We start from the raw sequence: 26,047 nt of genomic DNA on the forward strand, positions 1-26,047 counted from the left end.
CGGGTGTCAGCCGCTGACACCCGCTCGACACCGGATCCCTGGCATCGTGTCCGGTGACCGGACGCGGTGGACGGAACGGCGCCACCACCGGGGTGAGGAGGACGGTCGTGCGAGTACTGGTCGTCGAGGACTTCGAGGTCCTGGCGCGGGCGATCGGGACCGGGTTGCGGCGCGAGGGCATGGCGGTGGACGTCGTCCTCGACGGCGACGACGCCCGGGCCCGCCTGGCCGCCACCCGGTACGACGTGGTGGTGCTGGACCGCGATCTGCCGGGCACGCCCGGCGACGAGGTGTGCCGCGAGATCGCCGCCGGTGACGCGGGGTCGCGGGTGCTGATGCTCACCGCCGCGGGCACCGTACGGGACAGGGTCGAGGGTCTGGGGCTGGGCGCGGACGACTACCTGCCCAAGCCGTTCGACTTCGCCGAACTCGTGGCCCGCGTGCGCGCGCTGGGACGCCGCTCGGCGCCCGCCGTGCCGCCGATCCTCCGGGCGGAGGACCTGATCCTGGACCCGAGCAGGCGGGTGGCCTTTCGCGGCGCGCGGCGCCTGGAGCTGACGCCGAAGGAGTTCGCGCTGCTGGAGTGCCTGCTCGCCGCCGGTGACCGGGTCGTGTCCACGGAGGAGCTGCTGGAACGGGTCTGGGACGAGGCCGCTGACCCGTTCACCACGGCCGTCAAGACGACCGTGCGCCGGTTACGGGCCAAACTCGGCGAACCACCGGTGATCGGCACCGTCCGTGAGGGCGGCTACCGCATCGGGGTCCCGCGATGAACCTGACGGTGACCGGCCGCGCTCGGCGCCACTTGCGACGGCCGTCCCTGCGCGCGCAGCTCACGACGCTGTACGCCGGACTGGTTCTGGCCGTCGTCGTCCCGATGATGCTGGTCGCCGGATTCCTGTTCGGCAGGGACCAGGTCCGCCGCCGGGCGGGGGACGCCGCTCCACCGCCCGACAGCTCCGCCCAGCAGGTCGACGCCGTGCTCGCGGTCACCGGGATCGTCGTCGTGGTCCTGACCGTGCTGGCCGCGTGGTGGCTGGCCGGGCGCTTCCTCCGCCCGCTGCGCGCCATGACCGTGACCGCCCGGGAGATCTCGGCCACCAACCTCAACCGTCGGCTGGGCCTGCGTGGCCCGGACGACGAGCTGACCAGGCTGGGGCGCACCCTCGACGACCTGTTCGAGCGGCTGGACTCCTCGTTCGCGGCGCAGCGCCATTTCGTGGCCAACGCCTCCCACGAGCTGCGCACCCCGCTGGCCGGTCAGCGCGCCGTGCTCCAGGTCGCGCTCGCCGACCCCGAGGCGGGTGAGGCGAGCCTGCGGGCCGCGTGTGAGGAGGCACTCGCTCTCGGAGCGCGGCAGGAACGCCTGATCGGCGCTCTCCTCACGCTGGCCGAAGGAGAGAAGGGCATCGAGCACCGGGAGCCGGTCGACCTGGCCGAGGTCGCCGAGCAGGCGGTGTCGTCGCGCCGCGCGGAGGCCGCCGGGCGAACGGTCACGGTTCGTACGTCGCTGGACCCCGCGCCCGTCAGCGGTGACCCCGACCTGATCGCCAGCATGATCGGCAATCTGGTCGACAACGCGCTCCACCACAACGTTCCCGACGGACACGTCACCATCGCCACCGGCCTCACCGGCGAGGGCGCCCGCCTGACGATCGGCAACACCGGCCCGCCCATCCGGCCGCAGGACCTGCGGCGGCTCTTCCAGCCGTTCCAGCGGCTCGGCGCCCCACGCACCCACACGACCGACGGCCACGGACTGGGCCTGGCGATCGTCCGGGCCGTCGCCCAGGCGCACGGCGCACGGCTGACGGCGCTTCCACGCGCCGATGGCGGCTTGGACGTGACGATACTGTTCGGCTGATCCCGGTTCGGGGCGGAAATTCTCCCGATTGCGTATTCTTCGATCACGCTACGATGGCCCCATGGCATTGCTCTACCAGGCAACGCTTCGGCCTACGAAGCTTGAGCTGCTGAGCGGCTGGTTGCCCGGCCGCCCCTGGTACACCGGGCCGGCCGGCGAGACGCAGCAGCTGGCCTCCTTCCGGTTCGATGACCCGGCCGGCGCGGTCGGGATGGAGACGATGCTGGTACGGGTCGGTGACGGCCCGGTTCATCAGATGCCGCTCACCTACCGGGAGGCGCCGTTGCCCGGGGGCGACGCGTGGCTGCTGGGCACCGCCGAGCACTCGGTGCTGGGTATGCGCTGGGTTTATGACGCGGTCGGTGATCCTGTCTACGCTGCGGCACTGGCGAGGGCGATCATCGGCGGCACGGGCCAGGCCGAGAAACTGGTGCAGGTCGATGGCCGTTTGGTGCGTCGCGAGCCTGATATGACCGTCATCGGTGGTGGAGGCGAGGCAGCGGTGATGCCGGCCGTGGGAGAGATCGAGCGCGTCACCGAGGACGACCCGACGGTGATCGGGACAGACACGATCGAGCTGGTCGTCGTCCGCCGACTCGACGTCGGCGTCGAGCTCGCGGACGTGGTGCTACGTGGTGCCTGGCCAGGTCAGGAGACGCCGGTGCCACTGGCGTCCGCGAGACTTCGCTGACGTCTACGAGACCACCGGCGCCTGACACGCTCGCGGCACGCCCGGCCGCCCGGGGCACGGACGGCACGGACGTGGTGAACCTTGTGAACTACCAGTTGGCGTCGCTGATGGGCTCCAGCCGGAACTTCTCGTTGTCCTGGGTGCCGGTGTCGTACTGGTTCACGCTGGCGCCCTGACTGAGGCTGGCGTTCTCGATGGCCAGCACCTTGCCCGAATGCTTGACCACGATGCGGACGTAGCCGTCGCCGGCGTCGCGCAGCTCGAACTTCTCGTTGTCCTGGGTGCCCGTGTCGTACTGGTTCACGCTGGCACCCTGACTGAGGCTGGCGTTCTCGACGGCCAGCACCTTGCCCGAATGCTTGACCACGATACGGACGTAGCCGTCGCCGGCGTCACGCAGCTCGAACTTCTCGTTGTCCTGGGTGCCCGTGTCGTACTGGTTCAGGCTGGCGCCGTCCTTGAGGCTGGCGTTCTCGATGGCCAGCACCTTGCCCGATTGCTTGACGATCAGCCGGGCTCGCGGCGGGAAAGGAGCCATGAGTACCTCCTGGGTAGGGGAATCGGGGGCAGGACCCTGCCACACACACCGGACGGTGCGGCCCTGCCAGTGGTCACCACATTGAGCCGGTCGACATTCAAGGGTCAACAGCGAAACAGTGGCCATATCAGGGGCCTATTTCTCAGCCTTGAATTCCGGCAGACGCGCCCGTCATGAAAACCCGTGATGAGCTGCCAGACCACGGCTGCGCCTGGAGATCATGGACTTGTCGGCAACGGCTCGATCGGCGACAGCAGGAATGGCCATTTGCTTCCCTCCAGTCGATGATCGAGGCGGCGACGCGCTGTTCGTCTCTATGAAACTTGATTGCGGGCGGGAAATCACCCTCCAGCCGTGGCCACATCCGGACAGGGTTCAAGCCTCCGCCACCCGGTCCCACCAGCAGTGTCAGACAAGCTCATCACGACGTTCCCGGCCACCCCGCCTCAAGAGAAAACGGCGCAGGCGACTATCAACGTTCAGATCCGATGCCAATGGCAGCAGCGCGTCACGGCCGACCGTATGGAGAATTATGCGCGGCCGAAGCACTGGTGCTGGTCAGGACATCGCCCATGGGCAGGCGGCTATCGGAATAGGCCAATAGTTCAGTTCATCGGGAAGTTTGATTTGACCTTATCGGCTTTTGGGCGACCTATTTCCAGGCCAACCGATCGGGTTGGCCCGACCGGACGATGCCATGCGCGGAAAAGGCGGTCAGCCCTTGACGGTGAGGAGCGGGCGCAGCTCGGCCACCGGGTCCGCCACACCTCCCGCGTGCAGGCTCGACACCACGGGCCCGATGTCCTTGTACGCCCACGGAGCTTCCTGCTTGAGGTCGCGCCGCCAGGCCGCCATCACGTCCGCGCGGCGCGCCACGGTCGGATCGCGGTGGTCCAGCGGCGTGACCACGCGGAACTCCCGCAGGAACGCGTCGAGATCGCGGTCGCCGGCCCGTGCGGTGGCGCCGCGCGGGACTCGCCGTCCGGCGCCGTGGCAGGCGCTGGCCAACGTGCGGGCGTTGCCGTGGCCCCGCAGCAGGTAGCTGGACGCCCCCATCGACCCGGGCACGATCACGGGCTCACCCCAGATCGCGTACGGGCCGCCGCTCATCTGCTCGTGACCACCCGCCGGCGTCGCGCCCTTGCGGTGGACGACGCGGTCCTCCTCCTGCCAGAACAGGTTGTGCGGCGCGTCGTAGACCAGGCGGGCCGTCATCCGACCGCATTCGGCGGCGAGCCCGGCCCGCATGGTGAGGGCGAGGAAGAACCGATTGCCCGAGGCGAAGTTGGCGGCGTTGCCGAAGGCGTCCAGGTAGCGGCGCCGGGCGGCGGCCGTGCGCTCGTTCAGCAGGAACGGCAGGATCTGGTTGCGGGGTCGCGACAACCCCGGCGGCCAGGTCTGGCGCAGCCGGTCCAGCGCCGTGGCGTTGGCCTGGTGTCCCAGCGCCAGTGAGCCGCTGTGCACCATCAGGACGACCGCGCCCGCCGTCAGGCCCCACGCGTACGCGGCGGCGGGATCGTGGACCCGTGCCACGTACTGCAGTTCGGCGAAGTGGTTGCCGCCGCCGATGCTGCCGATGAGGCTGTCATGGCTGGCGGCCTCGGTGCCGCCCGCGCTGGTGATCCAGTCGGCGAACGCCTCGGCGGTACCGGCCGGGTGCGCCGGAGCGTGCATGCGATGCAGGCAGTCCTCGGTGTCGGTCGGCTGGTGACCTTGCCAGGGGGCGTCGCCGGTGTGCAGGAGCCCCGGGAGCCCGTCGCGCAGGAGTGCCTCGCGCTGGGCGGGGGTGAGGGCGATGCGGCGGCCGCCCTCGAAGAACAGGTGCCGCAGCCGCCGTTCCAGGGCGTCCAGGCGCGGCCGTACCTGCTCCACGGTGAGTGAGGTCACCTCCAGCCGCATGCCGCAGTTGACGTCGTTGCCGACCGCCTGCGGGAGCAGCGCGCCCTCGGTCTCGATGACGGTGCCGATCGGGATGCCCGCGCCCTTGTGGAAGTCAGGGGTGAGGACGAGGCGGACCAGGCGGGGCAGCGGACCGTCGTGGCCGGGTACGGCCTCGGCGAGGCGGTCGAGGGTGTCGGCGGTCTCCAGGACGGACAGCACTTCGTCGACGGCGGCCGGTTCGAGAGGCACGCGTTCGTCGGCACAGATGTCGACGGGGATGTCCCAAGGGTTCGGGAGGGTGAGCCACTGCTCGTCGCGGCGCAGGAGACGGCGGTCCTGACGGATGCGCATGATGGTGAGTCCTTCGGGCTGCTGAAAGCGATGCAAGGGGGCGGGCGCGACCGATAGCGCGCCGAAGAAGGCGACGGACCGGAGCCGCCGCCGCGGGCCTCGTGGTTCAGCAGCCGCGAGGTGAAGGCGTGCCCGACTGTAGTACGGCACGCGCCGCCCACACCACGGATTTACGCCTCCGCCGAGACGATGCCGGCCATCAAGTCCACGAGGGAAGCCCGGAAGACGGGAGTACGTCAACCTGAAGTGTTGCTCACCGGTACGGCCTGGACGACATCGCCGGTCTCGGTGGCGGCCGTGCCGGCATGTGGGCCGGCACTGCCCACGTGCAGGTCGCCTCACCGGGCGGGAGATCGACGCGGGGTGGCTGGACCGCACCCACGGCCTGTACCTGTTCCGACCTCAGCCCTGACGCGTCCCCGGGTGGCCGACTCGGGGCGCCACCGGGTCACGCGAGCTTGAGCAGTAGTTCGGCGAGCTCGGCCGGCATGGTGATCATGCAGTCGTGGCCCGTCGGCAGCTCCCACACCTGGGCGGGGCTGCCGTTGGGCTGCGTCGCCGGAACGGGCCGCCGCGTGACGCCCTCCGGTACGCCCGCGACGCAGTGGATGTGCGTCCGCGGGATCGCGTGCGTGGCGGGGTTGTCCAGCCGGACCGGCTGCTGGAGGCAGAGCGCCGGCTGGTCCGACAGCATCGCCCGCAGCCAGGCCACGTCCGCCGGGTCGGTGACCCCGAACAGGCCCAGGGGCGGCGGCAGCTCGGGCATCGGCGGGATCCGCCAGCCGGTCCCGGACTGCGCGGCGCGGTCGATGAGGGCCTGGGTGACGGGTTGCACGTCCACCGCGCTCTCGCCGTCCTCCGGGACCATCGCGTCGAGGTAGACCAGGTGGGCGATGCGTTCCGGGATGCGATTGGCGGCGGAGGAGATGACCAGCCCGGCGTAGCTGTGGCCGACGAGGATCACGTCGGTGAGGTCGTTCGCGGTGATCAGCTCGACGATGTCGCGGGCGTGGGTGTCCAGTCCCACCTCGGGGCCGAGCAGATGGGCCTTGTCGCCGTGGCCGGTCAGCGACGGCGCGGCCGCCTGATGCCCGGCCGAGGTCAGGAGCGGCACCACCCGCTCCCAGCATCGTCCGCTGTGCCAGGCTCCGTGTACCAGCACGTACGTTGACATGTGCGGCTCCTTGCTCATCAAAGGGGTGTTCGTTCCCGAGCGAGGTTTCCGCTCGTCCGCCGGCGCAGCCAGAGCCCTCGCGATCCTGGGGGTGAGGGGGCCAGGCACGCGCCGAGCTGCGCCATTACCGTGGGACGCATGGGCGGCGAATCCAACCTTCTGGGCGAATACGTACGCGCCCGCCGGGAGCTCGTCACTCCAGAGCAGGCCGGCATCGCTTCCGTGGGCGTACGGCGGGTGCCGGGCCTGCGCCGGGAGGAGGTCGCGATGCTCGCCGGCATCAGCGCCGACTACTACCTGCGCCTGGAGCAGGGCCGCGACCGCAACCCGTCCGCGCAGGTGCTGGTGTCCCTCGCGCGCGTGCTGCGGCTCGACGACGACGCGACGGCCTATCTGCTGCGCCTCGGGGCGGGCGATCCCCGGCGGCGACGGCGGCGGCCCCGCAAGGAGAGCGTTCCCACGGGCATCGCCAAGCTCGTCGCCGCGCTCGCGCTGCCCGCGTACGTGGAGGGCCGCTCCTTCGACGTCCTGGCCGCCAACGCGCCGGCGACCGCCCTGTCGCCGCGGCTCGCGGCGGGGCGCAACCGCCTGCGGGACGTGTTCCTCGACCCCGCCGAGCAGGCTCTCTACCCGGACTGGGAGGACGCCGCGCAGGGCATGGTCGCCGGCTTCCGCAAGTCCGTCGGCGCCGACATCGACGATCCCCGGTTCGTCGAACTCGTCGGCGAGCTCTCCCTCGCCAGCCCGCTGTTCAGCAGGCTCTGGGCCCGCCACGACGTGAACACGTGCGAGGGCGCGCCCAAACGCCTCGACCATCCCCAGGTCGGTGAGCTGTGGCTGAACCGGGAAAGGCTGGCCGTGAGCGGCGCGGCGGGCCGGACGCTCATCGTCCTGCACCCGGACCCCGGCACCGGCAGCGCCGAGAAGCTGGCGCTCCTCACCTCCGTCACGCTTTCCTCGTAAATCCCCCACGGGCTCGCCCGCGACGTGAACGGGAACGCCGCCGCCGGCCGGCGACGCCTGTCGTGACTCAGGCGGAGGGGCGCAGGCGGCGCTCGGCCGGTGGGATCAGCAGCACCTCCAGCGCGCGGGCGCAGGCCCGCGCGTGCGCGGCGAACCAGTCGATCCGCGCGTCGCTGATGACCAGCGGCGTGGAGCGCACGGCCAGCGCGTAGCGGACGTGGTTGTGCCGGTCGAGCACCGGGACCGCGACGGTGCGGACGCCGTCGCCCGACTCCCCGTCGTTGAGCGCGTACCCGGACTCGCGCACGCGGACCAGCTCCTCGCGCAGTTCGGCGTGGTCCACGATGGTGCGGCCGGTCAGCGCCGGCAGCGGGCCGAGCGCCGCCAGGTCGGCGCTGCCCTCCGGGTCCCAGGCCAGCAGCACCTTGCCCAGCGCCGTGGAGTGCAGGGGGCGGCGCAGCCCGGCGCCGCTGTCGGGGTTGAGCGAGCCGCCGCTCAGGATGACCGCGTGCCGGTCGTTGCGGACGGCCAGGTCCACGGTGGCGGAGGTGACGCGGGCCAGCTCGGCCAGTTCGGGGGCGATGCGGTGCAGGCCGCGCCGGTGGAAGGAGAGCTGCCCCAGCTCCGTGATGGACGGCCCCAGCCGGTAGCGGCCGGTGCGCGCCTCCTGCTCCAGGAAGCCCGTGGCGGCCAGCGTCCTGGCCAGGCGGTGGGTGGTCGAGGTGGACAGCCCCATCCTGCGCGCCAGGTCGGACAGGCCGAGCGAGGCGTCACCGCCCCCGAAGCAGCCGAGCAGGCCGATGGCCCTGCGCACCGACTGGACGCTGTCGTCTGCTGCCATGCGGGAAACTCCGTCTTCCGAGTAGGGAGATCGGGGACCAGGTAGGAGCCGGTCCGGCCGGGAACGCTTCCCGCATCGCGGGACAATCTTTGCATTCCCTACCAATTTACAAGCAAACTCTGCTCATGACCACAGCCGCACTCGACGCCATCTGGTTCACCCGCTGTCCCGTCCCCACCGCCACAGGCATCGCGGCCGACCAGGGCTGGCTGGCCGGAGAGTTCGCCGGCGACGGGATCGAGGTCCGCTCGCTGCAGGACGACGACCCCGGCGTGCCCCGCGAGACCCACTACACCCACGCTCTGACCGGCCTGTTCCGCGAGGGCGGCAACGTGCCGGCGCTGTGGGCCCGCTCGCGCGGCGAGGCGACCAGGCTCATCGGGCTCACCTGGATCGAGGAGCGGCAGGTCGTGCTGGTGCGCGGCGGCACCGCCCTGGAGAGCCCCGAGCAGCTCAAGGGCCTGCGGCTGGCGGCGCCCCGGCATCGCATCGCCATCGACTTCTGGCGGGCCATGGCCCTGCGCGGCTTCCACGGCGCGCTCTCCCTGGCCGGGCTCGGGCTCGGTGACGCCGAACTGGTGGACGTCGAGGCCGAGCCGGGCGGCGGCCAGTGGGAGGCGGAGCTGGCCGCGCTGGCCGCCGGCCGGGTGGACGCGGTCTACGTCAAGGGCGCGCTCGCCGTCGAGGCCGCCCTGCGCCACGGCGCGGAGGTGGGCATCGACCTGGACGCCGTGCCGGACCGGCGCGCGCGGATCAACAACGGCACCCCCCGCCCGATCACCGTCCACCAGCGCCTGCTGGACGAGCATCCGCAGGTGGTCACCCGCTTCCTGGCCGTCCTGCTGCGCGCCGCGGACTGGGCCGCCGCGCACCCGTCCGAGGTGGCCAGGATCCTGGGCGCGGAGACCGGCGCCGGCGCGAGCGGCGTGGCCGCGGCCTACCGTCCCGGCGCCTCGCTCCACCTCGACCTGTCCGCCGAACGCCTCGACCTGCTGGCCGAGCAGGAGCGCTTCCTGCGCGGCCACGGCTTCCTCGAATCACCCGTGGACGTCGCCGCCTGGGCCGACCACACCCCGCTCCAAGGAGTCACCCATGCGTAAGCTGCTGCTCGCCCTTCCGCTCGCCCTCCTGGCCACGGCCTGCGGCGGCCCGGACACCACCACCACCGCCGCCGGCCAGGAGCAGGTCGTCGTGCGCATCTCCGACCCCGGCAACAGCGGCTTCCTGGCCGTCGCGAAGAAGGACGGCAGCCTGGACGCGGCCCTGGCCAAGGTCAACGCCAAGGTCAAGTGGGCCGGTGACTTCTCCGTGTTCGCCCCGGCCGCCCAGGCCATCAACGCGGGCTCGCTCGACATCGCCACCGGCTCGATCACCTCGGGCGTCACCGCGCTGGCCGTCAAGCCCAGTTTCAAGATCTTCGCCACCGTCCCGCCCGACCTGGCCGGGGAGGGCATCGTGGTGAAGAAGGACTCGCCGATCAGGTCCGTGGCCGATCTGGCCGGGCGCAGCGTGGCCGTCGGGCACGGCGGCACCAGCGAGTACCTGCTGCTCAAGGCGTTGCAGACGTTCGACGTGCCGGTCGAGAAGGTCAAGCGGGTCTACCTGCCGCCGCCGCAGACCGCGCCGGTCTTCGGCTCGGGCGAGGTGGACGCCTGGTCCACCTTCTCCACCTTCCTCATCCCCGCCGTCACCCAGCTGGGCGCGCGCGTCCTGGCCGACGGCGAGGCGATCAAGTCGGACAACTACGTGATCTACGTGGCCGCCAACAAGCTGCTGCAGGAGCATCCCGAGGTGGTCAAGGCGCTGTTCGCGTTCATCAAGGAGGGCAGCGCCAAGGAGATCGCGGATCCGGCGGCGTACCTGAACGTCTTCACCCAGACCGGCCCGCAGGCCGTGCAGGGCGAGGAGAAGGAGCTCGTGGCCGGCATCCAGAAGAAGGGCAGGCCCGTCCAGGCGGTTACCGCCGCCGAAATCGCGAAATATCAGGACGTGGCGAGGTTCTTTCTCGACCAGAAGGTGCTCACCGCGCCGCTGGACGTCTCCCAGCACGTCGTGGACGTGAACACGCTCGGGGGCGCGCGGTCATGAGCGTGGCCATTCACACGGAGGCCGGCGTCGAAGGGCTCGTCGCGCCCCAGCCGCCGCGCTCGTCCGGCCGCCACCCGGCCGTCACGCTCGCGCTGCGCGCCACCGGCCCGGTCCTGCTGCTCGCCGCCTGGTACGCGGCCACCGCCACCGGCGCCCTCACCCAGGACGTGCTCGCCGGCCCCCAGGACGTCGTCAACACCTTCGGCGAGCTGTGGGCCGACGGCCAGCTCCCCGAGGCGCTGCGCGTGTCGGTCACCCGGGCCGGGCTCGGCCTGCTGCTGGGCGCCTCCACGGGGCTGGCGCTGGGCGTCGTCTCCGGCTTCACCCGGCTCGGCGAGGAGCTCGTCGACTCCTCGATGCAGGCCCTGCGGGCCATCCCGTTCCTGGCGCTGACCTCGCTGTTCATCGTCTGGTTCGGGATCGAGGAGGCGTCCAAGATCCTGCTGATCGGGGTGGCCTGCACGTTCCCCATGTACATCAACGTCTCCAGCGGGGTGCGCAACGTGGACCGCAAGGTCGTCGAGGCGGCGCGCTCGTTCGGACTGGGCCGGCTGGCCGTCGCCCGCGAGGTCGTGCTGCCGGGCGCGCTGCCGTCGATCTTCGCCGGGCTGCGGTTGTCCACCACGCTCAGCGTGATCGCGCTCATCGCCGCCGAGGAGATCAACGTGACGGCCGGGCTCGGCTACCTCATGGCCCGGGCCACCGACTACCTGCGCACCGACATCCTCGCTCTGTGCGTGCTGCTGTACGCGGTGATCGGGCTCGCCGCCGACCTGGCCCTGCGGCTGGCCGAGCGGGTCACGATGCCCTGGCGCAGGGCGGTGACGATCCGATGAGCCTCGCCGTACGCACCCGGGGGCTGCGCAAGGTCTTCGGCGAGCGGGCCGTGCTCGACGGGGTCGACCTGGACGTGCGGCGCGGCGAGTTCCTGGCGCTGCTCGGCGCGAGCGGCACCGGCAAGACCACGCTCCTGCGCATCCTGGCCGGGCTGGACGCGGCCGGCGGCGGGAGCGTGCTGGTGCCGCCGGTGCGCACCGTCGTCTTCCAGGAGCCGCGGCTCGTCCCGTCCAAGCGCGCCCTCGCCAACGTGATCATCGGGCAGGGCCGCGCCGCCCGCGCCAAGGGCCTGGCGGCCCTGGCCGAGGTGGGGCTGAGCAGCCATGCCGACGCCTGGCCCGCGACGCTGTCCGGCGGCGAGGCCCAGCGGGTCGCGCTGGCCAGGGCCCTGGTACGCGAGCCGGAGCTGCTGCTGCTCGACGAGCCGTTCGCCGCGCTGGACGCCCTGACCCGGCTGCACATGCAGGACCTGATCGCCGAGCTGTGCGCCCGGCACCGCCCGGCCGTGGTGCTGGTCACGCATGACGTGGAGGAGGCGATCCTGCTCGCCGACCGGATCGCGGTGCTGCGCGCGGGCACGTTCGTCACGGATGTGCGGGTCGAGCTCGACCGGCCGCGCGACCGCACCGACCCCGACTTCGTCGAGCTGCGCCGCCGGCTCCTCGCCGACCTCGGCGTGGACGCCCACGCGGGAGCGGCGCCATGACGGCGCCCGGGAGCAGTGCCGGGAGCAGGGCCGTGAGCAGTGCCGGGAGCAGGGCCGTGACGGCGGCCGGCTGGATCGCCGGGAACGCCGCCGCGCTGACCGGGCTCGCCGACCGGATCTGGGCCTACGCCGAGCCGTCGCTGCGCGAATGGCGCTCGGCCCTGGCCACCGCCGCGCTCCTGCGCGCGCACGGCTTCACGATCGCGTGGGGCACGGCCGGCCTGCCTGCCGCGTTCGTCGCCACCCACGGCGACCGCGGGCCGGTGCTGGGCTTCAACGTCGAGTACGACGCCCTGCCCGGCCTGTCCCAGCGGGCCGGCGCGGCCCGGCACGAACCGGTCGCGTTCGAGGGCGACGAGTACGCCCCCGCCTACGGCCCCGGCCACGGCTGCGGCCACAACGCCCTGGCGGCGGCGTCGGCAGGCGCGGCCATCGCCGCCGCCACGGCACTGGGGAGCCGGGCCACGATCAAGGTGTTCGCGTCCACCGGCGAGGAGCACCTGGTCGGGAAGGCGTACGCGGTGCGCGACGGCGCCTACGACGGGCTGGACGCCTTCCTCGACTGGCACCCCGCCCCCGTCACCGGCACCGGCTGGGACGTCACCAGCGCCCTGTACTCGGCCACGTTCTCCTTCCTCGGCTCGCCCGGCCACGGCTCGAACCCGCTGGGCACCCGGAGCGGCCTGGACGGCGCGCTGCTGCTGACGGAGATGGTCGAGCGCCTGCGCGCCGGCCACGTCTCCCCCTCCGGCCGCGTCAGCTACACGATCAGCGGCGGCGGCGCCCCCAACGTCACCCCCGACCTGCAAACGGTCTGGGTCTACGTCCGCGAGTCCACGGCCGCCGCCGCCAGGACCCTCTACGACCAGGTCGTGACCTGCGCCCACGCCGCCGCCGCCGGCAGCGGGACCCGGCTGGAGCACCGCCTGGTCACCGCCATCAGGCAGGGGCTCGGCAACCGGGCGGGAGCCGAGCTGCTGCACCACACGATGAGCGAGCTGGGGCCGCCGGCGTTCACCGACGCCGACCAGTCGTTCGCGCGGCGGCTGCAGGCGGCGATCGGCCGGCCGCCCGCCGGCCTGGCCGGCGAGGTGCTGCCGCTGCGCCCGCCCGCCGGTCCCGACCTCGGCGGCCCGTCCAGCGACACCTCCGAGGTGAGCTGGACGGCGCCGCATCTCAGCCTGGTCGCGGCCGTGGTGCCGCTCGGGGTGCCCCTGCACTCGTGGGCGGCCACCGCGGCGACCGGCACCCCGATCGCACACGCCGGGCTGCTGGCCGCCGCCCGCTACCTGGCCACGGCGGCGGTCACGCTGGTCGAGCAGCCCGAGACGCTGGCCGCGGTCAGCGCGGAGTTCGACTCCCGCGAACGGGAGCCCGCGCTCCTGCCGGCCGCCGCCGAGCCGCCGTACCACCTGCCGCCGCCCGGCTTCCTCGACGAGACGGGGCAATCGCCGCGGCCGACCCGGACGCCGCCCGTTTCCGCTGAACCCCTAGGAAAGATCTGACATGTCCGTCCTGCTCATCTCCGGCAGCCCATCGGCCGCCTCGCGCACCGTACGCCTGCTCGACCACCTGGCCGGGCGGCTGGGCCGGCCCGCCACCGTACTGCGCCTTCGTGACCTGCCCGCCGAGGCCCTGCTGCGCGGCGACACCGCCCATCCCGAGCTGGCCCGCGCCACCGCGCAGGTGGCCGCGGCCGACACGATCGTCGTCGCCACCCCGATCTACAAGGCGTCCTACACCGGGCTGCTGAAGGCGTTCCTGGACGTCCTGCCGCAGGGCGCGTTCGCCGGCAAGACGGTGGTGCCGATCGCCACCGGCGGCACCCCGGCCCACCTGCTGGCCGTGGACTACGCCCTGCGCCCGGTGCTGAGCGTGCTCGGCGCGCGGCACGTCACGCGCGGCCTGTTCGTCCTGGACAGCCAGATCGAGCCGCTGGCCGGGGAGCTGCTCCCGCGCATCGACGCCCTGCTGGAAGAGGTCCCGCTGGGGGCGGCGGCATGACGGCGCACCGCACCGGCCGCTTCCACCTGGCCCTGCCCACCCGGAGCCCCGACCCCGTCCCGTTGCCGCGCTTCGTCACCGACGTGCGGCCGGCGCTCACCGACCCCGCCGGGCGGGCCGCCGTGGCCGCGGACCTGTCCGGGTGGGCGGGCGCGCTCTCGCCCTTCGACCCCGCCGGCCAGGAATCCCTCACCGTCGCCGCCAACGCCCTGCGCCGCACCCGCCACCTGCGGGTCGTCGCCGAGTTCCACCCGGCCGTGGCCACCCCGGTCTACGCGGCCAAGCTCTCGGCGTCCCTGCAGCGTTTCTCCGCCGGACGGCTCGGCTGGCGGCTCGCGGTGGAGCTGGACCCGGCCGTGGCCAGGGCGCAGGGCGACTTCCTGACCGGCGCCGCCCGGTTCGCCCGCGCCGACGAGTTCCTCACCGTGGCCAAGGGCGTCTGGGGCGGCGGCCCGTTCGACTTCGCCGGGGACTCCTACGAGGTGGTCAAGGGCGGCTTCGGCGCGCCGCTGTCGTCCCCGCCCTTCCCCGAGGTGCACCTGTCGGGCGCCTCGCCCGAGGCCCTGGAGCTGTCGCGCCGGCACGCCGACGTGCACGTCTTCGCGGCCGGCGACGACCTGGCGGCCCTCATCCCCGAGCTGCCCGGCCTGCGCTACGGCGTGCACCTGCCCTCGATCGAGGCCGCCGACGAGTACGCCGCGCTCGGCGTCACCGAGTTCTTCCTCCAGACCGAGGACGTCTACCGCCTCGGCGAGCACGTGAAGGAGCGGTCTGTTGACCGTTGACATCTACTGGCGCATCCACATGGAGGGCGACCAGCCCTCGCTGCGCCGCCGCGTCCGCAGCCGAGGCGGTTTCGCCCCCGGCGGCACCGCCCCCGGCACCAGGGACGGCCGGGACGACGGCTACAGCCACGCCGACTACATGGCCGAGGTCGCCAGGGCCGCCGAGGACAGCGGCTTCACCGGCGGGCTGCTGCCGAACTTCCCGCACACCGACGACCCGTGGGCCGCCGCCGCGACGCTGGCCCGCGAGACCACGTCGTACCGCTTCATGGTGGCCTTCCAGCCCGGCTTCCTGCACCCCGTCCAGGCCGCCCGGATGACGGCCACGCTGCAACGGGCCACCGGCGGCCGGATGGTCTACAACGTCATCTCCGGCGGCGGCGGCCCGGCGCAGCTGTGGTGGGGCGACAAGGTGGACCACGACGACCGCTACGCGCGCACCTCGGAGTTCCTGGACGTGCTCAAGGGCGTCTGGCAGGGCGGGCACACCCACCGGGGCCGCTTCTACCAGGTGGAGAACGCCGGGCTGCCGGAGGAGCTGGCCGGGCAGCCGTTCCCCGAGATCTTCTTCTCCGGCTCCTCCCCCGCCGCCATCGACGCCGCCGGCCGGCACGCCGACTACTACCTGTCCTGGCTGGAGCCGTTCGAGGCGCTGGAGGAGAAGTTCGACGCGGTGCGCGCGCACAGTGCCACGCCGCCCCGGTTCGCCGTGCGGGTGGACCTGCTGGCCCGGGAGAGCGAGGAGGAGGCGTGGGCGGAGATCGAGGCCGGCTGGCGGGCCCGGCCGCGCGAGCGCGACGCCGGCGAGGGCGACTCCGTCGGCGTGCGCCGCAGCCGCGCCTTCCTCGCCGGAGCCGGTGACGACCCCCGCGCCCTGGAGGTCGCCCCCCACGTGTGGGGCGGGTTCAGCCAGCTGCGCGACGGCCCGGCCTTCGGCCTGGTCGGCGACTACCACCAGGTCGCCGACCGCCTCGACCGGCTGCTGGATCTCGGGGTGGACGCCCTCATCCTGGCCGGGATCCCCCATCTCGAAGAGGCCCGCCGCGTGGGCCGCCACGTTCTGCCGCTACTGAAAGGACGCTCCTGATGACCACCAAGGTCGGCTTCTTCCCGCAGAACAACACGCTCTGGGTGGCCCGCCACCGCGACCTGCTGCCCGGCGTCGAATGGGTGGACCTGAACGCCCTCGGCCGGGACGGGCGGGTCGATCCCACCCGGGCCCTGCCGTCCGCCCACGGCGACCACCTGTTCGACGGCGGATACGACTTCATCGGCACCGGCTCCACGCCCCCGGTCACCGCCCAGGCCAAGGGGCACGACATCGTGTACGCGGCGATCTCGGGGCCGCGGGTCGAGAACGGCCGCCTGGTGGTGCGGGACGACTCCCCGATCGGCTCGGTGGCCGAGCTGAAGGGCAGGCGGGTGGCGCTCGGGCACGGCTCCTGGCAGACCACCCTGCTGCTGCTGGCGCTGGAGCGGGCCGGGCTCGGGTGGGGCGACATCGTCCCGGTGGACGCCTACGGCAACGCCGCCGAGCTGCTGGTGAACGGCGACGTGGACGCCTGGGTGGGCTCCTACCCGTACCTGACGCCGGTCGAGTCGCGCACCCGGACGCTGGTGGAGACCGAGGGCCTGTTCAGCCACCGCTCGCTGTGGTTCACCCGCCGCGACTTCGCCCAGGAACGGCCGGAGGAGCTGGCCAGGATCGTCACCGCGCTGCAGCGGGCGGACAGCTGGACGGAGCAGCACCCGCGCGAGGCCGCGGCCCTGTTCGACGGCGATCTCGACGCGTGGGAGCACGCGCTGCGCACCCGCCCGTGGGGGCTGCACCCGGTCAGCCCGGAGTTCGTCGCCGAGCAGCAGCACGCCGCCGACCTGTTCCACGCCAACGGGCTCATCGAGCGGAAGGTCACGGTCGCGGACGCCGTCCTCCCCGAGATCGGCGAGCTGGTGACGCGAACCCGGTGACTCCCGTCCTCTCCGCCGCCCACGCGGCAGCGGAGAGGACGACTTCGATCACGGCGGCACGCCCGCGCAGGCCGCCCCGATCGGCAAGCCGGACGTGGACGAGAAGCGGATCGATCAGCTGCGTGCTGCGGGCGGCACGTAGGCGAAGGTGGGACCGGCGCCGCCGGGCAGCGCCATCAGGGCCTGCGCCTGGGCCCTGAGCGCGAACATGGTGCGGGTGGCGTCCGTGAGCCGCTTCGGGTCGCCGTTGAACGCCTGTTCCAGCAGGTTCAGCAGGGTGCTGTAGGTGGTGTCGAACAGATCCTGCGCCGCCCGTACGGCACTGCCCGGCTCGGCGGGCCGCGGGTTGGGTGTCATCGGCAGCACGCCGTCCGGGTCGACGCCGACCTTCTCGCCGGTCGGGCCGGTCCTCGGGGTGTCGCCCCGCTGGTAACGGCGGCCGAGCTTGAGCTCCTGAAAGCGGTAGTAGTGGGCGACCTCTTTCCGCTCGGGGTGGAGGACGTCCTGGTCACCGTCCCAGACCTCGCCGCGGGCGGTACCCTCCCCCTGCTCGACGATCTCCTTCAGCGCGCCGAGCGCGGACTCCAGATCCTCGACGGCGAACAGCGATCCGGCAGTGTGGCGGAAGTGGGCGCCGCTCACCTGCCGGGCCCGGTCGCCGCAGAACACCTCCTTCTCGCCGAGCGTTCCGCACAGATGACGCAACCCCTGCTCGATCGCGGCGTAGAACTGCCCGATCGTCTCGTAGCCGTCGTCCTCCGGCGGCGCGCCGGGCGGCGCCGGCCGCTCCAGGCGCAGGAACATCTCCAGCGCCTGCACGCCGAACGGCACCAGCGACACCTCCAGATCACCATGAGGCAGCCTGCGCGGATACGGCGGCAACATCCCCGGCACATCCAGACGCGGCGTGCCACCGACCGCGTTCAGCAGATTCGCCGCCAGCGCCAGATGCAGCATCTCCTCCACGAAGACGCCGCTCACCACCTCCACAGCCACCGGATTACGCTCCGGATCCAACGAGTACAGCGCCGTCAGGTACGGCGGCAACGTCGCGTGCTCCAGCTCGATCGCCCACTGCAGATGCTCACGCAGGCTGCCGAGCGTGCCGATCCGGACCGGTCGTTCGTGCTTCATTCGTGTCATACCTCGGGTTGTCGGCATGGCGGATCGGACCGCCGGCCGATGGGCCGGCGGCCTGGTTCGATCCTGGGATCAGGCGGCGATGACGGCAGCCCGTGCCGTCACGCTGCGGACACCTCGCCGGGGTTCAGGACGGGCGTGGCGCGCGACGGTCCTTGCGCCGGGCCAGCTCGGCCTCTTCCACCAGCGTGAACATCGGCTTGCCCGGCTCGCACAGCATGGTGACCGTGAACCGTACCGGGACATCGGCGCGATTGTTGCCGTCCTGGTAGTGGATGACGTCGCCACCCGGCTCCCAGAACGCCTCGCCGGCGCGGATCACCCGCTCCGGCTCCCCTTCCAGCTCCATCAGCATCTCGCCCTCAAGGACGACGCCGAAGGCGGGACCCGGGTGGCGATGCGGCGGCGCGCCAGGGTCTCCGGGCGGGTACTCGATGACCACGGTCATCGCGTGCGCGCCCTCGGGGATGAACGGAGGCTGCGCCTCCTGCAGCACGGTCAGCGCCGTCTGCCACGCGGTCGATCGCGGCTTGTCCATCGCCCGCCCTACTTCGCGTCGGACTGGTCGAGCCAGTCTCTGTAGGTGATGGTGCCGAGCCGCGCGCCGTCGGCGGGCACCAGCGACCGCTCGCCGAGCACGCTGCCGAAGTAGCGCGCCTGCGGGTCGGTGACGACCTCGCGGGTGTCGCCCCAGGCGGCCAACGCCTTGCGGAAGAACTCGTCCATCTTGTACCGGGTCGGTCCGGCGATCTCGATCCGGCCGTTCAGCGGCGTCCCCACCGCGGTCCTGCCGACCGCCTGGGCCACGTCGTCGCCCGCGATCGGCTGGAACAGCACCGGCGCGATGTGCACCTTGCCGTCGACGGTGCCCTCGTCGGCGATGCCGCGGGCGAACTCGAAGAACTGCGTGGAGTGCACCAGCGAGAACGGGATGCCGGACTTCTCGATCAGCTGCTCCTGGGCGATCTTCGCCGCGAAGTAGCCGTTCTCCGGCATCCGTTCGGTCCCCACGATCGACACCGCCACGTGATGGCCCACCCCGGCGGCCGCCTCGGCCGCCAGCAGGTTGCCGGTGGAGGTCTGGAAGAACTTCATGACGGCCTCGCGCTCGAACGAGGGCGAGTTCGACACGTCGATCACCACCTCGGCGCCCTTCAGCACCTCGGCCAGGCCCTCCCCGGTCAGCGTGTCGACGCCGGTGTTCGGCGACGCGGCCACGGCCTCGTGGCCGTGCTCGCCCAGCTTCCTCACCAGCTTCGACCCGATGAGCCCGGTCCCGCCGATCACCACGATTTTCATTGCTGGCACCCTTCTGGCTTTCCGGGCGCTGTGGTGCGCCCTTGTCGTCAGCTAAGACAAGGCAGCCCCCCTCGGTTGTGACAGGCGGCCTCGTGTCCGAGGAGGAGCGTGCTGATCCCGCGCCGCCTGGGCCAGGGCGAGAGCACGCAGACCATGCTCGACCCGAAGAAGTACCCGGGGGGATCTGGTGGTGCACCGGTATACCGTTCAGTGCCAACGCTGGAGCTTGTCGGGGTTCAGGATGATCCACACCGCCGTGACCTCGGCTCCGGCCACGCTCACGCTGACCACCGCCACGACCTTGCCCGCCCGCCGCAGCACGAGCCCCGTCCTGCCGTTCACCGATCCGATGGCCGGCTCGGTTCCCGGCTGGTCGATCAGCAACGCCGTGACGACCCGCGCGACCGCGTCCGCACCGTGGGCCGGCCGTACGGCGACGCGCACCTTGCCGCCGCCATCGCTGACGACGATCGCGTCGGCGGCCAGGACCTCCCGCAGCGCCTCGGTGTCGCCCGCCTGGCAGGCCGCGGCGAACCGGCGGGCCACCCGCTCGTGCCCGGCGCGCACCTCCGGGCCGTACCCGGCCTGGTGCGAGGCCGGGTACGGCACGGGCCGGGCCCGCGTCACCCGGCCGCCGGGCACGGAGTCGGGGTCGGGGTCGGGGTCGGCGACGAGCTCCAGGCAGATGCTTCCCGCTGTCCGCGTCAGCCAGGCGCGCGGCACCGCGATGGCGGCGCGCTCCTCCTCGTCGAGGGCGTACCAGCGGCGATAGGTCTCCTGGACGACGTGCTCGGCCGTGGTGTCCGAGCCGAACATGGACAGAGCGATCCCGAGCAGGTGCTGCCGTTCGTCGAGCATCTCCGCCAGCGACTCGGCGCCCGCCTCGGTCATGGTCTGCCGCCTCCTTCATCGTTGGCAGATAAGACCGGACAGCCCGTTACGTTGTGACAGAGCGGCTGCGAGAGCGCTCGAAGGCCTCGATCTTGGCCGGGTTGAGGATCCACAACAGGTGGTGGATCCCCTCCTTGGAGGCCTCCATGGCGAGCAGGGCGACGCCGGTGCCGTCCCGGGTGACGAGCACGCCTGGCAGTCCGTTCATCTCGACCCACGTGACGGCGGTGCCCGGCCAGAACCGCGGCGAGAACGCGGCCACGAACCTGGCCACCCGCTCGTTGCCCAGCACGGGGAACTTGGCCGATCCCCTGATGCCGTCGCCGTCGGAGGAGCTGACGACGTCGGCGGCGAAGAGCTTCTCCAGGGCGCCGACGTTTCCCGTCCGGGCGGCGTCGAGGAACGTCTCCAGGAGGCGCCGGTGCTGGAGCCTGTCGACGGGCTCGTGGCGGACGGCCGTCACGCGCCTGCGGGCGCGGCTCACGATCTGCCGGACGTTGACCGGGGTGAGCCGCAGGATCTCCGCTATCTGCGGATAGGGATAGTCGAAGGCCTCGCGCAGGACGTAGGCGGCGCGCTCCGTGGGATTGAGCCTCTCCAGCAGGAGCAGAAGGGCCAGCTCCAGCGCTTCGCCGCGTTCGGCGCCGACAGTGGGGTCGAGACTGGTGTCCACGGGCTCCGGCAGCCAGGGGCCGATGTAGGACTCCCGCCGCACGCGCGCCGACTGCGCCAGGTTGATGGCCAGCCGGGTGGTGACCAGCGCCAGGAAGGCCGGCGGGTTCTCGATGGTCTCGCGGTCGGTGTCCTGCCAGCGCAGCCACACCTCCTGGACGATGTCCTCGGCCTCGGCCGCGCTGCCCAGCATCCGGTAGGCGATGCCGAACAGCCGCGGGCGCAGCTCGATGAAGGCGGACGCCGCCCGATCGAGAGCGTCCGCCTGTTCAAGGGATTCCGTGTTCATGTGCCCCACATCGATTCGCCCATCGGCCTGAACAGGGGTTCGTCAGCCTCGCGCGTGGTCCGCGGCGTCGAGGATAGTCGCTGTCACGGCGTCGGGCTGGGAGGCCGCGAGCGCGTGGGAGGCGCCGGCGACCTCGCGGGTGCCGCGCGAGTCCGCGCGCTCGGCCATGAAGCGCAGTGCGGCGGCCGGGATGTTGCGGTCCTTGTCACCGTGGACGAACCAGGACGGGACGGTGCGCCAGGGCGCCTCGTCGACGGCGAGCCCGTCGGACAGGGCGCGCTCGGTCACCGGCCGCTGGGTCGCGGCCATCAGCGCGGCCTCCTCGCTGTCGAGGTCGGCACAGAACTGGCGGTGGAACTTGGCGGGGTCGATGCGGAACTCGTCGCCGCCGGAGGCCACCGGGTAGGCCTGCAGCGCCTGGCCCAGCGTGCTGCCCTCGAACTTGCTCGACAGCAGCAGCGCGCTCTCGCCCGGCTCGGGGGCGAAGGCGGCGACGTAGACCAGGGCACGCACGGCCGGGTTGCCCGCCGCCGCCTGGCTGATCACCATGCCGCCGTAGGAATGGCCGACCAGGACGACGGGGCCGCCGATGCCGTCGATCACGTCCCGCAGGTAGGTGGCGTCGCCCTCCACGCCGCGCAGCGGGTTGGCCACGGCGACCGCGGTGAGCCGGCTGTCGCGCAGGCGCCGGATGACGCGGTTCCAACTGGCCGACTCGGCGAAGGCGCCGTGGACGAGGAGAACGACTGGTCGGTTCATGGGATTGCCTCTCTGGTTGTTCACTCGTGAAAGCCGATCTCGCGATGGGTGCCGTCGCAGAGCGGTTTGTTGCCGGAGTGACCGCAACGGCACAGCGTCATCCGGTTCCTGGTCTCCAGCGGCAGGCCGTCCGATCGGGTGACGGGGATTCCGCCGGTCACCCACAGCGCGCCGGCGAGGCCGTCCTCCTCCTCCAGCACCGAGACGGCGTGCGGGAGGTCGGCCTCGATCGTCTCGCCGCCGCGTTCGAGGGCATAGCTGTAGGAGCCGGAGGGGCAGTGATCGATGCGGCCCATGACGTCCGAGCGCACGTCGCTGTCGGCGGTGTCGTCGAGCATCTTGGCGATGGGCCTGGTCCGGCCGATGCAGAAGGCGGCGTGCACGCACAGCTCGCCCACCCGCCGCGCGGAGATGCCGACGCCGTCGTGCACGTGCTGCAACTCCTGGTAAGGCCGCATCGGCGCGGCCTCCGTGCCGTCGAAGCCGATCACGGCGTGGGTGCCGTCGCAGAACGGCTTGGCGCCCGAACGGCCGCAGCGGCACAGCGCGTAGGTTTCCTCGGTCTCCAGCGGCTCGCCGGTCTTCCAGGTGAGCGCGTTCTTCTGCTCGGCGGAGACGATCTTCCGCTTGCGCCGCAGGGGGACGCGACCGTACACGACGTACGGCCCGTCCCGGAGCACGACGATCCGCTGGTGGTCGCCCGCGCTCCAGCGGCGCAGCTCAGGCGGGACGTACTGGAAGGTGAGGCCGCCCCGCCGCATCAGCTCCTGCGCCTGGGCCTTGAGCGCGTACATCTCGCCGGTGGCGACGGCGAGCATCCTGGGGTTGCCGTTGAAGGCCAGCTCCAGCAGATGGAGGATGGCGCAGTAGGCGTGGTCGAACTCCTCCTGCGCGGCGCGGTCGGCAGGGCCGGGCGTCATGGGGAACACCCCGGTGAGATCCACCGAGAGCCTTTCACCGGTGGGCCCGGACTCAGGGGTGTCCCCGCGCCGGTAGCGGCGGCCGAGCTTCAGCTCCATGAAACGGTAGTAATGGGCGACCTCGTCCTGGTCACCGTCCCAGACCTCGCCGCGGGCGGTGCCCTCCCCCTGCTCGACGATCTCCTCAAGCGCGTCCAGCGCGGAGGCGAGGTCGGTGACGGCGACTAGTCTGCCGCCGGTGTGGCGGAAGTGGGCGCCGCTCACCTGCCGGGCCGGGTCGCCGCAGAACACCTCCTTCTCGCCGAGCGTTCCGCACAGATGGCGCAACCCCTGCTCGATCGCGGCGTAGAACTGCCCGATCGTCTCGTAGCCGTCGTCCTCCGGCGGCGCGCCGGGCGGCGCCGGCCGCTCCAGGCGCAGGAACATCTCCAGCGCCTGCACGCCGAACGGCACCAGCGACACCTCCAGATCACCATGAGGCAGCCTGCGCGGATACGGCGGCAACATCCCCGGCATATCCAGACGCGGCGTGCCACCAACCGCGTTCAGCAGATTCGCCGCCAGCGCCAGATGCAGCATCTCCTCCACGAAGACGCCGCTCACCACCTCCACAGCCACCGGATTACGCTCCGGATCCAACGAGTACAGCGCCGTCAGGTACGGCGGCAACGTCGCGTGCTCCAGCTCGATCGCCCACTGCAGATGCTCACGCAGGCTGCCGAGCGTGCCGATCCGCGGCTCAGGCAACGTCGTCACCCGGCCGCCAGCCGTCCTCCAGCACCTCGACCGCGTCGCGCAGCCCCCGCAGAGCGATCTTCTCGCGCTCGACGTCCGTCGGGTCGTACAGCCACTCGGTGACCGGCTGCCCCACCTCGTCCTCCGGGTGGCTGGCCTCGGCGATGATCAGCTCCTCCTCGATCTCGACGTGGAGCTCGTACAGGAACTCGTTCTCACCGTTCGGGGTGCTCATGTCTCCTCCAAGGGATCTCCAGTCGGCCGGCGATCCGGCCTCAGCCCGCCGACTCCCGCGCCCATGTGGTCCGATCGCCAGCTAAGACAGGGCAGCCTCGGCATTTGTGACAAGATCCGGCTGTTCGGCGAGCTTTCCCACGGTTGAGACGTCGCGCATCCCCTCGGTGACGATGCGCACCGTCTCAGGGTTGGCCGGCAGGTGACTCTCCTTGAGAGTGTCGGCCGCGTGCCGCCCAGATGGCGACGGCGACCAGCGCGACGCAGGCGGCCGCGATCAGCGCGACCACGGCGGCCACCCCGATCCACGGCGCCGCGAGCGGCGACGACATGACGGCGCCGACGCACCCTGCCACGGCGGCGCGGGGGACGACGGAGTCCGCGTCGACCAGCGCGTGCACCGCCCGGAGCAGGATGAGATACACCCCGACCGGGACGGCGACCGCGTAGCCGATCGCCGTCGGCGATGCCGCCACCTGGCGCCCGCTCTGCTCCACCGCGACCTCGAGCCCGGCGCCGAGGGCCGCCAGCGCGGCGAAGACGCCGAAGTGGCCGTACCCCCACCAGTACGACCGGTGACGCCGCTCGCTGAGCCCCTCCCCCGCCTCGACCAGGAAGTACAGCCACCACAGGGCGAACAGCAGGACGAGACCGGATCCGGCGATGACGACGAGGGGAGCCGCTTCGAGCGCCCCTTCAACCCCTCTGCTCGCGGCCAGGACGCTCTCGCCCAGCAGAATGATCGTGAACAGGCCGTAGCGCTCGGCGATGTGCCGCGGGTGCCAGGTGGTCGCCCTGGCCCGCTCCGCCCACCACGGCACCGCCAGCTCCAGGACGACCAGGCAGGCGAAGAACGGCAGCTGGAGCGACGCCGGCAGGAGGCCGGCGTCCAGGAGGGCGAGCCGGAGCAACCAGCCCAGCTCGACCAGACCGATGCCCGCGGCGTAGCGGAGCCCCGTACGGCGGCTCGCCGGGTCTTCGACCGCGGCCCTCAGCCATTGGGCGACGAGCCCGATCCTCATGATGAGGTAGCCCAGGGTGATGATCCCGTAGTCGGAGCGGCCGGCCGCGGCGGGCACGCCGACGGCCAGGACCAGCACCCCCGCCATCTGCACCATGGTCAGCAGCCGGTAGGGAACGTCGTCGGTGTCGTAGGACGAGGCGAACCAGGTGAAGTTCATCCACGCCCACCAGATGGCGAAGAACACCTGGAGGAACGGGACCAGCCCGGTCAGGCCATGACCTTCGGCGATGACGTGCGCGAACTGCGCCGTGACGGCCGCGACCGCGACCACGAAGGTGAGATCGAAGAGCAGTTCGAGCTGGCTCGACGCGCGATGCGGCTCGTCGACGGGCCGGGAGCTCATCCTGACCCGGATCCGGATGGTGGTCATGGTCGAGGGCACGCTCACGCTCCTGTCGCTCTTTCGGCGTCCGATTCACCCGAAAGACCGGACGGCGTCGTGATCTGTGACAGATCGCCGCACCAGCGATCGAACTCAGCGGACGATGTCGGCGGTGAGCACCTCTTCCAGGGCGGCGAGGTCGCCGGACTGGGCGGCGGCGACGAACGTCCGCACGAGGCGCCGGTGCGCGGTGGTGCTCACCTGGTGGCGTCGCTCGGTGGCGAGGTGGTTGCGCGCGCGTCGCTGGAGTTGCCGCGCGTGGTCTTCGCCGAGGTGGAGGAGCTCGGAGATCTGGCGGTAGGGGTAGTCGAAGGCCGTGCGCAGGAGATAGACGGCTCGTTCGGCGGGCGTCAGCCTCTCCAGCAGCAGCCGGATCGCAGTGTCGACCGCCTCTCGTCGTTCGGCTGCCGTCTCGGGCCCGGCGGCGAGGTCCGCCGTCTCCGGGAGCCAGGAGCCGGCGGAGGTCTCTCGGCGCCTGCGGGCGGACCGGGCGACGTTGATGGCGAGCCTCGCGGTGGTCAGCGCGAGGAACGCCGGCGGGCTGATGACGACCGACCGATCGGCACGGGCCCAACGCAGCCACGTCTCCTGCACCACGTCCTCGGCTTCGCCCACGTCCTGCAGGACGCGCAGACCGATCGTGAGAAGCCGGGGCGCGGCGCTGACGAACGCCGGATCGTCTCCGTCCCCATGGGTGATCGACCGGTCACGGGTCTGCTCTGCGTGGTCTTCGTACGACTCCAACAGGCTCATGGTCACGATGGCGGCTCCGTTCGACAGCTGGCATCCGGTGATGCCAGTGCGATCACGGTCGCCGTCCGGGCTGCTCCATCGCGCCCTGGGAACACCGTGGTCGGTACCCTGGCCCGCACCGTGGCGGGCGTCGGGGCAGCGGAGGCGCCTCGGGCGGTGGGATGCTCCGCGACCGCCCGGCTCACCCTGCGGCCGGTGTCACCAGCAGATTGCTGGGCTTGATGGCAGAACGGTAGGTTACGTCTCCATCGAGGATGT

General features: G+C 72.0%; 27 protein-coding genes. 13 read left to right on the plus strand and 14 right to left on the minus strand.

The window, feature by feature from the left end:
- Positions 1 to 107 precede the first annotated feature (107 nt).
- The 3 genes from ACWEJ6_RS12450 (at position 108) to ACWEJ6_RS12460 (ending at position 2,555) form a co-directional block, all read left to right on the plus strand.
- A complete protein-coding gene (locus ACWEJ6_RS12450) occupies positions 108 to 773 on the plus strand; it encodes a response regulator transcription factor (RefSeq protein WP_452423451.1) in 666 nt (221 codons plus the stop codon).
- Entirely contained in the window at positions 770 to 1,864 is a 1,095-nt protein-coding gene (locus tag ACWEJ6_RS12455; protein ID WP_452423453.1) for a sensor histidine kinase, read from the plus strand. Before ACWEJ6_RS12450 ends, ACWEJ6_RS12455 begins: the two co-directional genes overlap by 4 nt.
- 61 nt (positions 1,865 to 1,925) lie before the next feature.
- Entirely contained in the window at positions 1,926 to 2,555 is a 630-nt protein-coding gene (locus tag ACWEJ6_RS12460) for a CG0192-related protein (protein WP_452423455.1), read from the plus strand.
- An 88-nt stretch (positions 2,556 to 2,643) separates the two neighbouring features.
- On the opposite strand, the gene ACWEJ6_RS12465 is transcribed toward ACWEJ6_RS12460, so the two are convergent.
- The 3 genes from ACWEJ6_RS12465 to ACWEJ6_RS12475 form a co-directional block, all read right to left on the minus strand.
- On the minus strand, positions 2,644 to 3,093 hold the full coding sequence (locus ACWEJ6_RS12465) for an RICIN domain-containing protein (RefSeq protein ID WP_452423457.1): 450 nt from the start codon (positions 3,091 to 3,093) through the stop codon (positions 2,644 to 2,646).
- A 714-nt stretch (positions 3,094 to 3,807) separates the two neighbouring features.
- Positions 3,808 to 5,325, minus strand: a complete 1,518-nt coding sequence (locus ACWEJ6_RS12470; RefSeq protein ID WP_452423459.1) for an RtcB family protein — start codon at positions 5,323 to 5,325, stop codon at positions 3,808 to 3,810.
- 448 nt (positions 5,326 to 5,773) lie between these two features.
- Positions 5,774 to 6,499: an alpha/beta fold hydrolase gene (locus tag ACWEJ6_RS12475; RefSeq protein ID WP_452423461.1), complete on the minus strand. Its 726-nt coding sequence runs from the start codon at positions 6,497 to 6,499 to the stop codon at positions 5,774 to 5,776.
- A 138-nt stretch (positions 6,500 to 6,637) separates the two neighbouring features.
- On the opposite strand from ACWEJ6_RS12475, the gene ACWEJ6_RS12480 reads away from it, so the two are divergent.
- Entirely contained in the window at positions 6,638 to 7,462 is an 825-nt protein-coding gene (locus ACWEJ6_RS12480; RefSeq protein WP_452423463.1) for a helix-turn-helix domain-containing protein, read from the plus strand.
- Positions 7,463 to 7,529: 67 nt separating this feature from the next.
- On the opposite strand, the gene ACWEJ6_RS12485 is transcribed toward ACWEJ6_RS12480, so the two are convergent.
- Positions 7,530 to 8,303 (minus strand): IclR family transcriptional regulator, encoded by a 774-nt coding sequence (locus ACWEJ6_RS12485; protein ID WP_452423465.1) that lies wholly within the window; start codon positions 8,301 to 8,303, stop codon positions 7,530 to 7,532.
- Positions 8,304 to 8,428: 125 nt separating this feature from the next.
- On the opposite strand from ACWEJ6_RS12485, the gene ACWEJ6_RS12490 reads away from it, so the two are divergent.
- From ACWEJ6_RS12490 to ACWEJ6_RS12530, 9 genes are read left to right on the plus strand one after another with little or no spacing between them, the layout of a single operon-like run.
- Positions 8,429 to 9,403, plus strand: a complete 975-nt coding sequence (locus ACWEJ6_RS12490) for an ABC transporter substrate-binding protein (RefSeq protein WP_452423466.1) — start codon at positions 8,429 to 8,431, stop codon at positions 9,401 to 9,403.
- Positions 9,396 to 10,391 carry an ABC transporter substrate-binding protein gene (locus tag ACWEJ6_RS12495; protein ID WP_452423468.1) on the plus strand — a complete coding sequence of 332 codons (996 nt, stop codon included), beginning with the start codon at positions 9,396 to 9,398 and terminating at the stop codon, positions 10,389 to 10,391. The genes ACWEJ6_RS12490 and ACWEJ6_RS12495 overlap by 8 nt, the downstream gene beginning before the upstream one ends.
- Before the next feature lie 2 nt (positions 10,392 to 10,393).
- On the plus strand, positions 10,394 to 11,227 hold the full coding sequence (locus ACWEJ6_RS12500) for an ABC transporter permease (RefSeq protein ID WP_452423470.1): 834 nt from the start codon (positions 10,394 to 10,396) through the stop codon (positions 11,225 to 11,227).
- Positions 11,224 to 11,934 (plus strand): ABC transporter ATP-binding protein, encoded by a 711-nt coding sequence (locus ACWEJ6_RS12505; RefSeq protein WP_125629991.1) that lies wholly within the window; start codon positions 11,224 to 11,226, stop codon positions 11,932 to 11,934. Before ACWEJ6_RS12500 ends, ACWEJ6_RS12505 begins: the two co-directional genes overlap by 4 nt.
- 32 nt (positions 11,935 to 11,966) lie before the next feature.
- Positions 11,967 to 13,439, plus strand: coding sequence for a hypothetical protein (locus ACWEJ6_RS12510; protein WP_452423473.1), 1,473 nt, complete (start codon positions 11,967 to 11,969; stop codon positions 13,437 to 13,439).
- 1 nt (position 13,440) lies between these two features.
- The gene (gene ssuE / locus ACWEJ6_RS12515; protein WP_387667342.1) at positions 13,441 to 13,938 is read left to right on the plus strand and encodes an NADPH-dependent FMN reductase; all 498 of its coding nucleotides are present in this window, start codon (positions 13,441 to 13,443) and stop codon (positions 13,936 to 13,938) included.
- Positions 13,935 to 14,723 carry an LLM class flavin-dependent oxidoreductase gene (locus ACWEJ6_RS12520; RefSeq protein ID WP_452423475.1) on the plus strand — a complete coding sequence of 263 codons (789 nt, stop codon included), beginning with the start codon at positions 13,935 to 13,937 and terminating at the stop codon, positions 14,721 to 14,723. Before ssuE ends, ACWEJ6_RS12520 begins: the two co-directional genes overlap by 4 nt.
- Positions 14,713 to 15,810: an LLM class flavin-dependent oxidoreductase gene (locus tag ACWEJ6_RS12525; RefSeq protein ID WP_452423477.1), complete on the plus strand. Its 1,098-nt coding sequence runs from the start codon at positions 14,713 to 14,715 to the stop codon at positions 15,808 to 15,810. The genes ACWEJ6_RS12520 and ACWEJ6_RS12525 overlap by 11 nt, the downstream gene beginning before the upstream one ends.
- Complete coding sequence (locus ACWEJ6_RS12530) at positions 15,810 to 16,691, plus strand: ABC transporter substrate-binding protein (RefSeq protein ID WP_452423479.1); 882 nt, start codon at positions 15,810 to 15,812, stop codon at positions 16,689 to 16,691. The genes ACWEJ6_RS12525 and ACWEJ6_RS12530 overlap by 1 nt, the downstream gene beginning before the upstream one ends.
- 114 nt (positions 16,692 to 16,805) lie before the next feature.
- Here ACWEJ6_RS12530 and ACWEJ6_RS12535 read toward each other — a convergent pair whose 3' ends face one another.
- The 10 genes from ACWEJ6_RS12535 to ACWEJ6_RS12580 all read right to left on the minus strand — a co-directional run bounded on the left by ACWEJ6_RS12535 (position 16,806) and on the right by ACWEJ6_RS12580 (position 25,789).
- On the minus strand, positions 16,806 to 17,825 hold the full coding sequence (locus tag ACWEJ6_RS12535; protein ID WP_452423481.1) for a ferritin-like domain-containing protein: 1,020 nt from the start codon (positions 17,823 to 17,825) through the stop codon (positions 16,806 to 16,808).
- A gap of 133 nt (positions 17,826 to 17,958) precedes the next feature.
- A complete protein-coding gene (locus ACWEJ6_RS12540; RefSeq protein ID WP_387667330.1) occupies positions 17,959 to 18,369 on the minus strand; it encodes a cupin domain-containing protein in 411 nt (136 codons plus the stop codon).
- Positions 18,370 to 18,377: 8 nt separating this feature from the next.
- Positions 18,378 to 19,130, minus strand: coding sequence for an SDR family oxidoreductase (locus tag ACWEJ6_RS12545; protein WP_452423484.1), 753 nt, complete (start codon positions 19,128 to 19,130; stop codon positions 18,378 to 18,380).
- A 207-nt stretch (positions 19,131 to 19,337) separates the two neighbouring features.
- The gene (locus ACWEJ6_RS12550) at positions 19,338 to 20,021 is read right to left on the minus strand and encodes a sigma factor (protein ID WP_452423486.1); all 684 of its coding nucleotides are present in this window, start codon (positions 20,019 to 20,021) and stop codon (positions 19,338 to 19,340) included.
- Between the two features lie 46 nt (positions 20,022 to 20,067).
- On the minus strand, positions 20,068 to 20,982 hold the full coding sequence (locus ACWEJ6_RS12555) for an RNA polymerase sigma-70 factor (RefSeq protein ID WP_387667322.1): 915 nt from the start codon (positions 20,980 to 20,982) through the stop codon (positions 20,068 to 20,070).
- Between the two features lie 42 nt (positions 20,983 to 21,024).
- Complete coding sequence (locus ACWEJ6_RS12560; RefSeq protein ID WP_452423488.1) at positions 21,025 to 21,741, minus strand: alpha/beta fold hydrolase; 717 nt, start codon at positions 21,739 to 21,741, stop codon at positions 21,025 to 21,027.
- A 20-nt stretch (positions 21,742 to 21,761) separates the two neighbouring features.
- The gene (locus ACWEJ6_RS12565; protein ID WP_452423490.1) at positions 21,762 to 23,417 is read right to left on the minus strand and encodes a ferritin-like domain-containing protein; all 1,656 of its coding nucleotides are present in this window, start codon (positions 23,415 to 23,417) and stop codon (positions 21,762 to 21,764) included.
- A complete protein-coding gene (locus ACWEJ6_RS12570; protein WP_452423492.1) occupies positions 23,401 to 23,631 on the minus strand; it encodes a hypothetical protein in 231 nt (76 codons plus the stop codon). The genes ACWEJ6_RS12565 and ACWEJ6_RS12570 overlap by 17 nt, the downstream gene beginning before the upstream one ends.
- A 184-nt stretch (positions 23,632 to 23,815) precedes the next feature.
- Positions 23,816 to 25,042, minus strand: coding sequence for a low temperature requirement protein A (locus ACWEJ6_RS12575; RefSeq protein WP_452423494.1), 1,227 nt, complete (start codon positions 25,040 to 25,042; stop codon positions 23,816 to 23,818).
- A gap of 87 nt (positions 25,043 to 25,129) precedes the next feature.
- Positions 25,130 to 25,789: a sigma-70 family RNA polymerase sigma factor gene (locus ACWEJ6_RS12580; RefSeq protein ID WP_452423496.1), complete on the minus strand. Its 660-nt coding sequence runs from the start codon at positions 25,787 to 25,789 to the stop codon at positions 25,130 to 25,132.
- Positions 25,790 to 26,047: the final 258 nt, after the last annotated feature.

Source organism: Nonomuraea sp. NPDC004702 (assembly GCF_053601695.1).